Below are 14,118 nucleotides of genomic sequence, written 5' to 3' on the forward strand. Positions count from 1 at the left end.
ACTGTATATAAATACAGACTGGAATTAGTGTCAACCATCGGTACACAACCTATTGTAAAGAACGGTTAAACGCCTGGTCCGTCCTCCACTGGCTTGTCATCCCGGAACCGCACGAACCGCGGATGTCGCAGGGAGCCATCGGGTGTTTTTTCGTGGTATTCGATTTCGATGAGACCGGTGAACATGGAGCGATAGCCGGCGTGAGCTTTCTGCCAGATTTCCAATCGTTGTTCATCGGTGAACCCCGAACCAACCCGAACTTCCACACCATCGAGGTCAACGATAACCGCGCCCAACATACCCTGGTATTTCCCGGTGCCTTCTTCCAGGCCAATGATCGGAGCATCCACCGTCTGCTGATCTTTGATCTTCAACCAGGCCCGGGACCGCTTACAGTGGTATTCACCACTGGTGGGTTTAACAATAACACCTTCGCCGCCCTCGGCCCGGACACCGTTGTAATACTCCATCACCTCCTGGTGGTTGCCGGCGTACCAGACGGGTGTCCGACGGACGTGGTTGTGGTTGATGTCCACGATCCAGATGGCCAGGCATTGCTGACGCTCATGGTATGGGGCGGGGTCGTGGCCTCGTTTGAAGTGGTCGGAGCGAAGCATGTCGAACGCCATGAAGTGAGCGTTGCGATACTCGGATTTACCTCTGGCCGCGCCGATGCGGTAGAAGCTGCCTTCCGGGTCCACCAGTTCCCCGTCAATGATCATGCCGGACATCGGAGTGACCAGGGCATTACGCTCAACGAAAATCCACTGGTGAATCTCATCGGCCAGCCATTGCACGGCGTCGTAGGGCTTCCCGGTGCGAGAGACGAACTGGCCACCTTCGGGTTCAAGGATGAGCAATGCCCGCATGCCGTCGTACTTGGGCTCCACGGCCACCGGCCACACGTCTATATGACGCTCATCATATTTGTGGGCAAGCATGCAGTCGAAAGTAGGGATGGTACCCGGAGCCACGGCATTGATGGTTTTCGCTGTCACACCACACCGGAGGTCTTTGGTGAGAATGCGCTTCAGGAGCTCGTAGCTTTTGGCGTTTAATGTGTCGCCCCAGAATTCGACATCTTCTCTTGCTGAATTACCGGTCAAGGATCGGGAAGCGTACTGGTCCAGTGCAAACCATGTCTCATCGGTGAAGTCGAATTTACCAACGTAAACCTGGTTCGGCACCTTGTTTACACCGAATGTGATGAATGGGTCCAATGCTAACTTGATTGCTCTACTGAAGGTTGTATCTGTGAGCAAGTCCCGGAGTGCCGACTTCTTCTGAGTCGGTGTCATGTCCGCTAACCTGTCCAGGTTTTGAAGTACCTCGGTGCTGTTCACTGGTTGTTCTCCTGTTCTGTGAATTTCTGTGAACTTTATGCACTGAAACTTTTATTGTCAACTAAAGGTTGTAAATAAATTGTGTTTCGTCTACATTGAGAATCATCGAAGAACATTCACAGCAACGGAGAACCATTGTGACAGCAATACAACCAAAAGGAGAGGTGACAACCAATGGTGACGCAGAAACGCCTTGAACGACGGTTGCAGTTGAACAAGCGGCGGCAGGTGGACGGTCTTCTCTATCGAGGCTTCACCGTCGTCACCCGGGACCCACTGGTGCTCCGGAAAGGCCGGCAACTGGCCACTCTGGATGGAGGGCAAATCAACTATGAAAACACGGAGGTCAGACGTGACTGAGAAAAAACTGGAAGACCGTATCCGGGCCTGCCGGGAAATCGACGCCGAGGTGACCATGAAGAACATGGCCGACTTCTTTGGTGCCATGGCAACGCCGGTTGATTTCAATATCGAGGGTGAGTCAAACACGGTGTCAGCGGAGAGCCTGCTGGACCAGATCGAGGATGCTCATCAGCAAATCAGTGAGGCCCGTATCAAAGAAATCCGTGAGGTCCTGAAAGTGTTGAGCCCTGGTGTCGAGCAGGATGTTCTGGACCGGATAACCGACCGCAGTTTGATCCTGGTGCCGGCTCACATGATCGAGCCAGACCTGGTGGATGGCTTGCCGAGTTACATCGCAGTGCATCGGATGCTGCCGAGGACCAGGTGGTGTTGATCTTCGACGCCGATAACAACTTGTTGGCTAGTGCCAACGTGAAGCATTGAGGTGGTGTGATGACTGAAGGTGTACTGAAAGCGGCGGCGGAAAAGATGGGTGCCAGGTTGCAAAAGGAGCAGTCAGTGTTCCTCTCACCTGAAACCCTCACCAGCCTTTGTCAGACGGTCATTCACACCGTTCTGAATAATGATGGTCAGTATGGTCTCCACGTTGGGTGGACTGGTTGGTATACACGGAAGGGTGGTGAACGTTGGTTTTGGTGCCGGATTATCGCGTTTGACAACGGTGACCCGGTAATCAAGACGATGACAGGCAACTATCACCGAAGACCGACTCATTCTTTCGAGTTTAGCAAGGAACTAGAAGGAGAGTGACAGTGAGAAGAATCACACCTATTCAGGAAAAAGATTGCCCGGAGTGCGGGAATCCAATGCGTTGGAAAGGTCTTGATCAACCACGTTGTGAATCATGTAACCCGATGAATGGGGTTCCGGTGAAGAACCACGACGTTCGCCAGTTGGACCAGATCATCAAGCAGTTGTCGATTCTGAGAGACGGTATTGAGAAAGGACTGATCCACGTTCACAAGGGAGGACTGACCCTTTCCGAGCAGACTGAAATAGTCGAGTCGGATTGCACTGAGGGTCATGTTTACCAGGTGCCGGGTAAGCGAACGTGGCGAGTCAGTGGTGATCTGGTGCTGTGTAACCAGGAGAAGGAGAACACCGATGAAACTCATTGACTGGATAGCCGACGGCCTCAACCGCTGGCGGAAACGAATCGAGAACATGCAATACAACGACGGTGTCACCTGGGCATACTCAGCCTTCTATGATGGTGGGTGGAGCCTGGAAGAAGTGGAGAACCAGTCACACCCGTTCGGCGGTGGACCACGGAATGCGTTTGAGCGCGGGGTACTTCAAGCCGTCCTCACCATCGAGGCTCAACTGGCCGCAAAGAACCTCCGTGCCAATCAGAATGGTGAGCCGGTGGATGTGCCGTTCTTCATTCACCCAAGTAACATCTGGTCGGAGGACGCGCCTTATCAATGTGACGAACATGAAGGCCCAGCCTTTAACCTGGAGCAAGGCAAGGTGAGTCGATATGAACCACCTTGTCAATTTAAGACGGGCGGTTTGGTGGAAGAAGGCATGGGGTCGCGACCTAAAAGCGGGGTGAGAGGTTGGAAGCAAAACGGCTTCGCTGTGAGACGGTGGTCGCAGTGGACTAAAATGAGGCCAAATGCCTAAGAATGGAAAGAAAGGAAATTTCACACTGTACCATTAGTGTACCATTCGATTTCAGACCCCTCTGAATCCCTTGTCCTGCAAGTCCTGACGTTCTCTGTAGTTACTATCCATCATTGGTGCAACGCAGAACCGACGAGACGGCTCCAGTTCAGCAATAGCGCCCCTTCTCGCTGAATTTCCTGCTCTTTCTTCGCTGCCAATATAGACCATTTCTTGCCCGTTTTTCATCATTTTTGTAGTGTCGGTGCTCCAAAAGTGCTCCAGAAATCGGTTTGGAGCACCGCAACAGGGAGCATGGAGCGCCGTGCCTACGATTACTGTCAGAACCCGTGCCGATGGTACCAAATCATACCGGGCGGCAATCCGCTTAAAGCGTAAAGGGAAGGTAGTATACAGTGAAAGCCGAACCTTTGACCGTAAGGCTTTGGCGAAAGATTGGGCAACCAGGCGTGAGCTGGAGTTGCAGGAGCCCGGAGCTCTTACCCGGGTTCAGCACCGTGGTATAACCATCGGCGACCTCATCAAGCGGTACCAGAAAGAGTTTGGCACCAGCTTTGGTCGGAGTAAGGCCAGAGATATGGATCGCCTGCAGGGCTATGACCTGGCGGCCATCGATACAATGGAGGTGACCAGTCAGGATTTCGTGGCCCACGTGATGTGGAGGCTCAAAACCGTCAAGCCGCAGACTGCCTCTAATGACCTGATCTGGCTGCGGAGTGTGTTCAAGACTGCGCGCAGTGCCTGGGGTATTCCTGCAGCGATCGATGCCCTGAATGATGCAGCGGAAACCTGCCGGCGTGAGCGGCTGGTTAGCAAGCCTGATCAGCGCGATCGGCGGCCAACCCTTGGTGAGCTGGAGAAACTTCTGGAGTACGGAAAGAGCACAGAGGCCAGGCGCACCACGCCAACCACTTAGATCATCCTGTTCGTTCTGTTCTCAGCTCGACGGCAAGATGAGATCACAAGGATTCGCTGGTCGGACCTGGATAAGCGCACCCAGAGCATTATCGTTCCGGAGATAAAGCACCCAAGCCACAGGATGGGAAACCATCGGCGGGTGTATCTCACGGACGAGGCCTGGGCCATCACCCCGCGTCAGCCTGAGACTGATGAGCGAATCTTTCCTTTCAATTCGAAATCCATCAGCACCCGGTTCACTGAATGGTGCAAGTTCCTGGGTGTTGAAGATCTGCATTTTAATGACCTGCGGCATGAATGCATAAGCTGGCTGTTTGAGAGGGGGTGGGATATTCCCCGGGTGGCGGGAGTGAGTGGGCACACCACCTGGTCATCTCTTCAGAGATATACGCACCTGAGTCAGCATGAGCATCATGATAAATACGAGGATTGGTTCTGGCGACCGACCAAAAAAAGCGGTGGGTAACCACCGCTTTGTACTACTTCCTCAGCCGTTGTCCGGAGTTCTCTTAATTTGCTTCCAGAAATGGCCTGGTTGGGATGTTGGTGGAAGTGGCTTATTATCAGGTACGGCTGCGTAGTTTTCTTTAGCGCCTCCGCGTGGTCCGGTTTCCTGATAAATGCCGCCGTTTTTTCCGGTATTCTGACCGGGCTTCTTTGAACCAGCCATGGCTGGATACCTCGCTACTGAATGTACCCAGCAGAAGAATCGTAAGATATGAAGAGTTGAAAGTTTGCCGTTGGTAAACTACTCTTCACATCCGATTGCTACATCGGTGGCGGCTGCTGAGTATTTTCTCTGGGCCCGCCCTGCCGTGTTGGGGCTGCAACCCCGGCACGGCTATTCCTGCCCATGCTAAGCAGTTCTATCGATAGAGCTGCCTAAGTCTAATGATGTATCTTCTGTAACTGTTCGTCAACTATATGTGTACTTTTTTTTCCCGTTTGCCACTACCAGTTGTGGTTTGGCTGGGTTCTAAGTGCTTATGGCTCGCCAGCAAAAACATTGTTAAATGTTGATTCAAGCCCTCTTGCATCTCCAAAGACTCGTTGTAGTTTGACTGCGTGGCCACAGTTTTTCTTTCAATCTCAACGGAGTATAGAGATGCAAATGGATGAGAAGTTGAATAAACGGGTTCCGTGTGAGGATGTGCTCGTGGCCATCGGGGATATAGCGAGTAGTGGCGCTTCGCTTCAGAAGGTATTGGCTTCAGGTGTGGTCTCGGGTCGTGTCGCCGATGCTTGCTGCGATCTGTTCGAGGAGATTGCCGAGCTGGCAGGGACGATTGAGTCGGGTGCTCGACACTAAAAGCCAAGAGTTTGAGGTAGTTGATCCCAGCTCGATGATTCGAGGCTGGGATCTTTTCGTCAGAGCGCCGCAGCTGTCCGTTTGGGGAACGCAGGAGCGGCTTTTTCCTCAGCCCGTTGTTGGATGTCTGCGAATGCGGGAAGTCGGCAATGAGTTGAGGCTACAAGAAGTTCTCTCCCGAGTTTTGCCCTCTGCATCAGATAACTCAGCTCAATCACACCTCTGGTTCTCTCTGCGTAAAGCCTGTGTATCAGCTCGTGGTCATCATATGTAATCAGCCACTTCCAATTTTTGTCTTTGATATAGCCAGAGAGGCGTTGGTGATCTTCCTCTGAAAAGCAGTGCTCTTTGTATAGGTTTTTGCCTTGAGCAACATATGGGGGGTCAAGAAATATAAGCACTTCGCCGTTAAGAAGGGGGCTCAAACGCTCCAGCATGTCGCAAGCATCTAGGCACGTCACTCTGATCTTATCTCTGTGAGCGGCTATCGTTTCTATTCGCTTAACGAGGCCGGCTCGATTGAATCTGCAGTCGATTTTATAGTTTCCAGTTTGGTCTAGCCCCCCAATGGGGCCGCCGGAAAGCAATCCCGAGCGATTGCAGCGGTTTAGAAAAAAGGCAGAGAAGCCCAACTCAAGCCGAGAGGCTTGTTCTTTGTGATTGAATACTTCTTTCCAGCGGTACCACTGATCGATAGTTATAGGGGTCGTTAGCACCAATGACACAAGAGCGTCAGTATCTTCGATCAGTGTTTGCCAAAACGCCGCTATGGCAGGATTTGCGTCGTTCAGGTGGAGCTCGCTGATAAGCCCTGCTTCCAGAAGGGGGATTGAGGCACCTGCGCCTCCGCAGAATGGCTCGATCATCGGCTTACCGGAAAGCTCGTTCTGCAGCACGACATTGGCTAGGAAGTATTTCAGAGATCCCTTTCCGCCTGGATATCTCAAAGGAGTAAGGTCTCGCGGAAGTGCCTTTTTCCCAGAGAGTTCCTGAAAGCTTTTTAGCCAAAGATCCTTTTGGTTGATGTTCTGTTTCTTCCGCCGAGAGGGCATTTTAAGTCCTTATTCACTGAGCAAAAAACGGAGAATCGGTTCTAGCCGGGTGGCGATGTCTCTCACATCGCTGGGCACCAGAATGTGATGATCATTGTGGGTCGCAAGATTCAGGAACGTCCGCGGCATCGCCTTGTCATTGCTAAAAGCTTTGCGGACGTTCTCGTCGGGTATTGTTTTACGGCACGTTGACGCGAATTTTATCATTTTCTCGAGGCCGGGAACGAAGCCTTCCGTCTTCTGGTGCTTAGCGATGAAATCCGCCCATGTGTTGGCGTGTCTCATTCTTGCCACGAGGCTAATCTCAAGGAGCGATCTTATTAAGAAGGCCGTTCCGTGCGGATAGTCCTCTGGCTTTATGACTTGAAGCTCTTCAAGTAGTGTTCGGGCTTTGTCGTGCTTGAGAGTGCATTCAATGTCGGGAGCCAGAGCTGGGGCGTTACGCCTTGACCGGCGTTTTGGCTTCGGTTTTGGTGTGGGCTTCTTCTCCGTGGAATCGTTTTGCTTCTCATCTTCTGGAACGAAGTCGGTCGCAGGCGTTGCTTTCTTTGATTTCGTCGGCCGAATTTCTTCAGGAAGCTTATCCAGATACTCGGCAATTTGATCTTTGTTATTTGCGGTTCGGCTGTTCAGCTTTGCTTTCCCGCTTGAGCTGAAATGAGGTATTGCGTCATAGACCAGTCGTTTCAGAAACGGCTGTATTAGTGATTCTTCCCAGTTAAATTCCGGCCACCCTTTATCATTAAAATTCACTTTACCTATTTTCTCTGCGGTGGCAGGGCTCTTCAGAACCCTAGATAGAGCTTCAATCGGAAAGGTGTCAACTGACTCCATCAGGAACGATTTCTCCTCAGGATTCCAATCCAGCTTTAGGAAGACATCGAAAAGCCGAGCTTCTTGAACGGCTTTTTTAATGTCACTTATCTTTAGGCCGGTTTCCTTTTGAACATCTTCCAAGTCTTGGCCGCCTTCAAGGGCGTTAATGGCAAATTTGCCCTGAGCGAACCGGGACCAAGGTTTTACGGGAGCTTGATTTAAGTGCCTGGAGACAATCAACTCTGTAGCAGCGGCTCGTGAGGGAGCAATGACAACGGGAATTCTGGAGAAGCTGCTTGCTGCAGCTCCGATAGAGTCTCTCCACTTGTTGACAAAACGCTCGTATTTTTGGGGAGCGAGATTTGGTTTTTGGAGCACGCGGCATGCACATACGCGCCGATTTCCCTCAACGACGACGAACTTGCTTTTGACGCCAGGCTTCCGAATTACCACGACTTGCTGATCTGGAAAGTAGCCAGACTTAGCAATTGAGCGGATCATTTCCTTAACTTTTCCAGCTTCAAACATTTCTTGGAAAACGTCCGTCTGGCTGGCGTCGTGTGGTAATCCGGGAAGCCTGGGATTGTCAGGATCGAGATCAATCGACTGTGGGGAAATGAATTTGTGTGGCCATTTTTCGTATTCCATGTGCAGACGGCTCCCTACGCTCGCATTTTCTTAGAATCGCTACCCAGTTATTGCTTTTGTGAATATGAAAGATAACTTTAGTTCCGTAAATGACGCAGCGCAAGCTAACTGTTTTTAACTGCGGTTTTGGGTGGGTGCAGTTGCCGGGGTCTGACCCCAGTACATTTGACCGGGCGAAATGTCTTGGGGTCTGACCCCAGCATGTATAATCCGCGGTGGATGAACCGGACAACAGGATATTGAATGACCATCACAGCCTTTGACGCCTTAGCCTGCCCCCTGGACGGCGCTGCCTTGCAGCGGGAGTCGGGTTCGTGGCGGTGTGCCAGTGGCCATAATTTTGATGTGGCGCGGCAGGGCTATGTGCATCTGTTGCCGGTGCAGAAGAAGCGTTCGCTGGACCCGGGTGACAGTAAGGTGATGGTGGCGGCACGCCAGCGTTTTCTTGAGGCAGGGTATTACCAGCCGATTGCCGAGGCGGTGTCGCGGGCAACGCTGAACGATGCGCCGGCCAGCACCACACTGAGTTGCCTGGATGCCGGTTGTGGTGAAGGCTATTACCTGCGACAACTGGCCCGGGCGGCGGGCGAGGAACGCGCCCTGGCGCTATTGGGCCTGGATATCTCGAAATGGGCGGTACTGGCGGCGGCCCGTGAAGACAAACGGCCGAGCTGGGTGGTGGGCAGTAATGCGAATCTGCCGGTGCTACCTGGCTCACTGGACCGTATTCTCTGTCTGTTTGGCTTTCCCGTGTACCCGGAATTCGGCCGTGTTCTCAAACCGGGCGGCAAGCTGATTCAGGTGGACGCAGGGCAGGATCACCTGCGGGAGCTGCGGGAAATTATCTATCCTGAAATCCGGAGCGAATCGAAGAAAGTGATGCCAGGCCCGGAAGGATTTCGCCGAGTGGCTTCGGAAGATGTTCGGTTTTCACTGCATCTGGCGGGGGCGGAGCCCATCGCAGACCTTCTGGCGATGACGCCCCATTTCTACCGGGCAAACGCGGAAGGCCGGGAGCGGGCGGCTGCCCTGAACTCCCTGTCACTCACGGTAGATGTTTGCCTGCACACCTTTGAGCGGGTTGCTGAGGGCGATTAATCTGCGTTTTCCATGCCCAGCCGGGTACCACGGGCCTTGAGCCGGTAAAACTCCTCAACAATACCAGCCATGGCCTCCGGGCAGTATTCCCGGAGCCCGCCCAGCATCAGGCGTTTGGACACTTCACCAACCGAGCTGCCATCAGACATCAAGTGGTACGAGAGGGTCACATTGCCGCGCTTGCCCGCCACTTCCAGGTCCGCCTTGTTCAGTTCCAGGTCTGGCTGAAGATTGTCCTGTTTATTGATCGCCACGCTCATGCTTTCATACATCACCATGGGGCGGTCCGGGTTGAACATGACCCCGTGGGATTCCATCAGCGGTTTGAGCGTGTGGGGGAAATTCTTGCCAGAGGCCGCCACGTAGGCGCGGGTGAAGTCATCAATCACTTGCTCGTCCCGGATTACCGCACCGCTGCGGCTCACTTCCAGGTAGACCTTGCCGGCTTCGTCGCAGACTTCGATGGTGTCGTCACCGGTTTCCCGGAACTCCAGGGGAATTTCTGCCCCCAGCAGATTGCGGAAACGGAATGTCATGTTCTCTGATAACCCAAAGCGCCCGACCACAATGGCAAACAGCAGGTCACCGGGCACGCAGAAACGGCGGGCGTCCGGATCGTGGATAGGGTTGAAGTCTCCGGCAATCTCTTTGGCAAAATGGCTGGCCTGGGGCGCAGTAATAACAATGCGTCCGTCCTGGACGGTATAAAAACGTTCTGAAAGCATGGTGTACCTTTTACGGATCGCAGAGATGAGGGAGCGAGATGTTTGTCGGTCCGCAGATTGATCCTGCCATTCTAAACGATTAAACGCCGCAGGGCCCTCCGGCTTTCGTACAATGCCCGGTGGCAACGTCAGTCTTCGTCTTCGGCATCCCGCAGGCGCTCCTGGCGCTCCCATTCTTCTTCCTTGGCGGCTTCAATTACATCGAGCAGCTCATCCACGTTCGCGCTTTCGGTGTCGTGCTCAAAGCAGCCCGTCAGCTGGCTGTCGGGGTGCAGGTCGCCGGCTTCATAAAGCGCCCAGATCTCCTTGCCATAATCGGTATTCAGCAGTTCCGGGGCAAAGCGGCCGAAATAGCGGCGCATGTTGTCTACATCCCTCTCGAGCATGCGCTCCGCGCTGTTATTGCCAGCTGCATTAACCGCCTGGGGCAGGTCGATAATGACCGGACCGGTGGCATCAACCAGAACATTGAATTCGGACAGGTCGCCGTGAATCAGGCCGGCACTGAGCATGCGCACGACGTCGGCAATCACCTTGCTGTGGTAACTGCGGGCCTGTTCGGGGGTGAGGGTAACGTCGTCCAGCCGGGGCGCGGCCTTGCCTTCACCGTCGGCAATCATTTCCATCAGCAGCACGCCGTCGACAAAACCGAAAGGTTCTGGCACGCGAACGCCGGCGTCCGCCAGGCGGTAGAGGGCGTCTACTTCGGCGTTCAGCCAAGCGTCTTCCTGCTCTTTCTGGCCATAGCGGGTTTTCTTGCTCATGGCCCGTGCGCGACGGCTGTTCCGTACCTTACGACCTTCCTGGTACTGAACGGCCTGTTTGAAACTGCGTTTCTGGGCCTCTTTGTATACCTTGGCGCAACGCACCTGGTCGCCGCAGCGCACCACAAACACCTGGGCTTCCTTGCCGCTCATCAACTGGTACAACACCTCATCCACCATGCCTTCATCAACGAGGGGTTGTAATCGTTTTGGTATCTTCATATAAGTTTCTGTGCCCGGTTCAACTTGCTGGCTCTGTATGGTCATGGCCAGCGTTTATCGGCACATACTACCTGATTGTGAGCAAAGGAGTGTTGTATTGATCCCGCGCGGACGATTTCCATGGCGATCGCTGATCATCCTGTTGGCCTGCTTGCTGTGGGTGCCGTCAGCTTCCGCGCTGGACTGGTCGTTCTTGCTGCAGCAGGGGCGAATGGGCATTGCCCTGCCGGATATCGAGACTGCGGATTGGCGCGTGACCGGCATCCGGGCTGAGGTGGTTAACTCGGTTGAGGCAGACAACCAGGCGGTTATCGTCCGTTTTAAACCCGGTTCAAGGCTGACGGCCGCCACCCTTGCACAGAACGCCGGAGATTCTTCGGTTTTCTTAAATAACGTGCAGCTGGATCTGACCGATGTAACCGTCACCATCAACCTCGGTGGCGTCGAAGCCCTTGTGGACCGCACTGCGGTGGCTGGCCAGGTCACCATTGAGATTGAAGACTTGCAACACCCCAGCCTGAAACCCCAGGGTTGGCGGTTCGACGGGCGGGTGAGTGGCGCTGTGTCTGATCTCAGCCTTGAGGGCCAGCTGCGATCAGATTCCGGCCTGTTGGCGGAGGTGGTGTTGAGAAACCGGACTGGGGAGTTCATGGCTGGCCGGGTAGCTATGGCCATGGCCGCTGAACAAGCCGGCACGGCAATCGCTGATACACTCGCCCAGTGGCCCCCGTTGCTCACGTTAAACCATGGTCAGCTTGAGGCGGCCGCTAGCTTTCGGCAGGAACCGGATGCCCCCCTCGCACTGGATGCCCGGCTGAATCTGGCGGGCGTGAGTGGGGTCTTCGATCGAACCGCGTTTTCCGATATGAGTGGCCGTTTGTTATTCAACCTTGAAGATGAATCACTGGCTGCCCGCCTGCGCGACATCACCATTGCCCAGATCAACTCCGGCATTGGCATAGGTCCGGTGCGGTTGCTGGCGGATTATCGAGCGCCGGCCGCCGAGCCGCTCACTGGCCAGTTAGAGGTTCAGCAGGCCACAGCCGAATTTCTCAATGGCCGCCTGAGAGTCGCACCGCAATCCTTCGATCTGGCCAATCATCCCGTTAACGTCCCGTTGGACGTCTACGAGTTATCGCTTGAACGGCTGTTGGAAGTTTACCCAGCCGAAGGTTTTGAGGGCACCGGCAGGCTAAACGGCCGGATACCGCTAATGATCTCCGGCACATCGGTAGAGGTTGAGCAAGGCACCATGGCGGCTATTGTTCCGGGCGGCCGCTTGCGGTTACCGGGCGAGCGCCTTCAGGCCATGTTGGGCGGTAGCCAGGCCGTGGACCTGGTGGTGCAAGCTTTGCAAAACTTTCACTATTCGGTGCTGGATAGCACGATAGACTACGATAAGAATGGAAAGCTGATGTTAGGCCTGCGGCTGGAAGGACAAAGCCCGGGCGTTCGCGGCGGCCAGCCGGTGGTGCTGAACATCAATCTTGAAGAAGACATTCCTGCGCTGTTAACCAGCCTACAGCTGAGCGGCAGGGTGAACGAAGCGGTTACCGAACGCGTTCGGGAGCGGCTGCAACAGTCCGGGCAGGAGGCAAAACCATGATCAATGTGTGGCGGTCACGCAGGCCGCTGGCGATGAGAGTTCTGATGATATCGGTCCTGCCTTTGGCATTCATTGCCTGCACGCCAACCGTACAGATGGCGGCACCGAAAGAGCCGATTACCGTGAACCTGAACGTTAAAATCCAGCACGAGATCTACGTTAAAGTGGACAGGGAAGTGGATGAACTGTTCAGTGATAAAGGCCTGTTCTGAACAACAGCGGCCTGAACAAGGGCAGATCAAGGGGTTGAAGATGAAACGACTGATGCAACTGGGCGCCTTCCTTCTGGCCATCGGCATGGCACTGCCGGCGCTCGCCATGAGCCTGGAAGAGGCCAAGCAGAAACTGGAAACCGTCAAACAGCAGGGCCTGGTGGGCGAAACGCCGACCGGTTACCTGGAAGTGGTGCGCGCAGAAGGCGATGCGCCTGCGGTGGTGCAGGCCATCAACAACGCGCGCCGGGATGAATATGCCCGCATTGCCGAGCGGCACGACATACCGGTTACCCAGGTGGAAACTGTGGCTGGCAAGAAAGCTATCGAGAAAACACCGGCCGGGCAGTTTGTTCAGGTCAATGGCCAGTGGGTGAAGAAATAACGCTTACTCCAGCTCAAGGATCAGTGGCTCCATCAGCCTGTACACCCAGGCTGATCGGCCATCCTTCAGTGTTAACTCCACCCTTTCGTAGCGCACGCCTAGCCGCTCGTACCTGTCCAATGCCCGCAATTCACTAGCGCTCACTTCAATCACCTCTCCGGCTACGCTGGCATCAGCGTCCGGCTTTATATCCAGTTTTTCCTTGCGAAAACCCGGGAGTATTGCCAGTTCGCTGCTGCCGGCACGCCCCGTCACCAGCCAACGCACCCAGGGCCGGGTGAGGGTGCCGTACACAAACACCGAATAGGTTTCGTCCTCGTCGATGGCAGGCAGCTCCGCCGTTGGGTTATAGCCAAAGCTGCTGACAAAGGTCAGCCAGAGATAGGCAATGCCCACCATCAGCAGTGTCAGAATCAGCGCCAGGGAGCGTTTGATCGATTTTCTCATAAATTACTACACAGTCTCTCCGGCATGGCTGATCAGCACCCCGGGCGCACCGGTTTCCAGCTTGTCTTTCAGGCTGCCTGGAATGACGGCCTTGGCCATCTTTGAAGGCTGGATAAGCACGTAGGTGATGTCTGCATCGGCGATAAACTGCCCGTCACCGTGCCGGAAGAATTCCAGGTGCAGCGTGAAAGACGTATTCCCCAGCCGCCCGGCCTTGATGCGGGCTTCCAGCACATCGTCAAACTTCGCTGGTGCTTTCCAGTTAACGGTCATGCTGACTACCTGGATGTCCAGGTCCTGATCAAGCAGGTGCTGGTAATCACCAAACAGCGTGCGGATATACTCATTCACAGCAATATCCACGAAATCTGCATAGCGGGCATTGAACACCACGCCCTGGGCGTCGCATTCGCCATAGCGCACCCGGAAGCGAAAACGGAAAGGCTGTTCCGACATGAAGACTCCTAAGTTAATACCGATTGGCCAGGTCAGCTTTCCATACTTGACGATGTGACCCATTATTGTAAAGCGGTCTCCGAACTGTGTTTGAATATAGAAGCAAGTAGTGGGCTAAGGAATTAGTC

The 14,118-nt window shown here is 54.3% G+C and carries 19 protein-coding genes; 12 read left to right on the forward strand and 7 right to left on the reverse strand.

The window, feature by feature from the left end; genetic code table 11:
• Window positions 1-65: 65 nt before the first annotated feature.
• Window positions 66-1,343 (reverse strand): RNA ligase family protein, encoded by a 1,278-nt coding sequence (locus FIV08_RS07280; RefSeq protein ID WP_152437858.1) that lies wholly within the window; start codon window positions 1,341-1,343, stop codon window positions 66-68.
• 174 nt (window positions 1,344-1,517) lie between these two features.
• Here FIV08_RS07280 and FIV08_RS07285 point away from each other — a divergent pair, with 174 nt between their 5' ends.
• The 8 genes from FIV08_RS07285 (at window position 1,518) to FIV08_RS07325 (ending at window position 5,559) form a co-directional block, all read left to right on the forward strand.
• Window positions 1,518-1,703, forward strand: coding sequence for a hypothetical protein (locus FIV08_RS07285; protein ID WP_152437859.1), 186 nt, complete (start codon window positions 1,518-1,520; stop codon window positions 1,701-1,703).
• The gene (locus FIV08_RS07290; RefSeq protein WP_152437860.1) at window positions 1,696-2,079 is read left to right on the forward strand and encodes a hypothetical protein; all 384 of its coding nucleotides are present in this window, start codon (window positions 1,696-1,698) and stop codon (window positions 2,077-2,079) included. Before FIV08_RS07285 ends, FIV08_RS07290 begins: the two co-directional genes overlap by 8 nt.
• A gap of 59 nt (window positions 2,080-2,138) precedes the next feature.
• Window positions 2,139-2,456: a hypothetical protein gene (locus FIV08_RS07295; protein WP_152437861.1), complete on the forward strand. Its 318-nt coding sequence runs from the start codon at window positions 2,139-2,141 to the stop codon at window positions 2,454-2,456.
• Window positions 2,457-2,560: 104 nt separating this feature from the next.
• Window positions 2,561-2,824, forward strand: a complete 264-nt coding sequence (locus FIV08_RS07300; protein WP_152437862.1) for a hypothetical protein — start codon at window positions 2,561-2,563, stop codon at window positions 2,822-2,824.
• Window positions 2,811-3,332 (forward strand): hypothetical protein, encoded by a 522-nt coding sequence (locus tag FIV08_RS07305; RefSeq protein WP_152437863.1) that lies wholly within the window; start codon window positions 2,811-2,813, stop codon window positions 3,330-3,332. The genes FIV08_RS07300 and FIV08_RS07305 overlap by 14 nt, the downstream gene beginning before the upstream one ends.
• 304 nt (window positions 3,333-3,636) lie before the next feature.
• On the forward strand, window positions 3,637-4,248 hold the full coding sequence (locus FIV08_RS07310; protein WP_152437864.1) for a hypothetical protein: 612 nt from the start codon (window positions 3,637-3,639) through the stop codon (window positions 4,246-4,248).
• A 15-nt stretch (window positions 4,249-4,263) separates the two neighbouring features.
• Entirely contained in the window at window positions 4,264-4,716 is a 453-nt protein-coding gene (locus FIV08_RS19965) for a site-specific integrase (protein ID WP_416376920.1), read from the forward strand.
• Between the two features lie 639 nt (window positions 4,717-5,355).
• Complete coding sequence (locus FIV08_RS07325; RefSeq protein ID WP_152437866.1) at window positions 5,356-5,559, forward strand: hypothetical protein; 204 nt, start codon at window positions 5,356-5,358, stop codon at window positions 5,557-5,559.
• A gap of 59 nt (window positions 5,560-5,618) precedes the next feature.
• Here FIV08_RS07325 and FIV08_RS07330 read toward each other — a convergent pair whose 3' ends face one another.
• Window positions 5,619-6,611: a DNA adenine methylase gene (locus FIV08_RS07330; RefSeq protein ID WP_152437867.1), complete on the reverse strand. Its 993-nt coding sequence runs from the start codon at window positions 6,609-6,611 to the stop codon at window positions 5,619-5,621.
• Between the two features lie 9 nt (window positions 6,612-6,620).
• On the reverse strand, window positions 6,621-8,075 hold the full coding sequence (locus tag FIV08_RS07335; RefSeq protein ID WP_152437868.1) for a hypothetical protein: 1,455 nt from the start codon (window positions 8,073-8,075) through the stop codon (window positions 6,621-6,623).
• A gap of 243 nt (window positions 8,076-8,318) precedes the next feature.
• Here FIV08_RS07335 and FIV08_RS07340 point away from each other — a divergent pair, with 243 nt between their 5' ends.
• Window positions 8,319-9,173 (forward strand): putative RNA methyltransferase, encoded by an 855-nt coding sequence (locus FIV08_RS07340; protein ID WP_152437869.1) that lies wholly within the window; start codon window positions 8,319-8,321, stop codon window positions 9,171-9,173.
• Here the strand turns inward: FIV08_RS07340 and FIV08_RS07345 are convergent.
• The gene (locus FIV08_RS07345) at window positions 9,170-9,898 is read right to left on the reverse strand and encodes a DUF3581 family protein (RefSeq protein ID WP_106695447.1); all 729 of its coding nucleotides are present in this window, start codon (window positions 9,896-9,898) and stop codon (window positions 9,170-9,172) included. The genes FIV08_RS07340 and FIV08_RS07345 overlap by 4 nt on opposite strands.
• Window positions 9,899-10,026: 128 nt before the next feature.
• Window positions 10,027-10,884: a PA4780 family RIO1-like protein kinase gene (locus FIV08_RS07350; protein ID WP_152437870.1), complete on the reverse strand. Its 858-nt coding sequence runs from the start codon at window positions 10,882-10,884 to the stop codon at window positions 10,027-10,029.
• 97 nt (window positions 10,885-10,981) lie between these two features.
• Here FIV08_RS07350 and FIV08_RS07355 point away from each other — a divergent pair, with 97 nt between their 5' ends.
• From FIV08_RS07355 to FIV08_RS07365, 3 genes are read left to right on the forward strand one after another with little or no spacing between them, the layout of a single operon-like run.
• Window positions 10,982-12,490, forward strand: a complete 1,509-nt coding sequence (locus tag FIV08_RS07355) for an intermembrane phospholipid transport protein YdbH family protein (protein ID WP_228715509.1) — start codon at window positions 10,982-10,984, stop codon at window positions 12,488-12,490.
• A 32-nt stretch (window positions 12,491-12,522) separates the two neighbouring features.
• Window positions 12,523-12,702 (forward strand): YnbE family lipoprotein, encoded by a 180-nt coding sequence (locus FIV08_RS07360; RefSeq protein WP_058092783.1) that lies wholly within the window; start codon window positions 12,523-12,525, stop codon window positions 12,700-12,702.
• A 40-nt stretch (window positions 12,703-12,742) separates the two neighbouring features.
• Window positions 12,743-13,087: a YdbL family protein gene (locus FIV08_RS07365; RefSeq protein ID WP_061331870.1), complete on the forward strand. Its 345-nt coding sequence runs from the start codon at window positions 12,743-12,745 to the stop codon at window positions 13,085-13,087.
• Between the two features lie 3 nt (window positions 13,088-13,090).
• Here FIV08_RS07365 and FIV08_RS07370 read toward each other — a convergent pair whose 3' ends face one another.
• Window positions 13,091-13,534 (reverse strand): gamma-glutamylcyclotransferase family protein, encoded by a 444-nt coding sequence (locus FIV08_RS07370; protein WP_152437872.1) that lies wholly within the window; start codon window positions 13,532-13,534, stop codon window positions 13,091-13,093.
• Between the two features lie 6 nt (window positions 13,535-13,540).
• Window positions 13,541-13,990: an acyl-CoA thioesterase gene (locus FIV08_RS07375; RefSeq protein ID WP_152437873.1), complete on the reverse strand. Its 450-nt coding sequence runs from the start codon at window positions 13,988-13,990 to the stop codon at window positions 13,541-13,543.
• Window positions 13,991-14,118: the final 128 nt, after the last annotated feature.

Source organism: Marinobacter sp. THAF197a, assembly GCF_009363275.1.
GTDB lineage: Bacteria > Pseudomonadota > Gammaproteobacteria > Pseudomonadales > Oleiphilaceae > Marinobacter.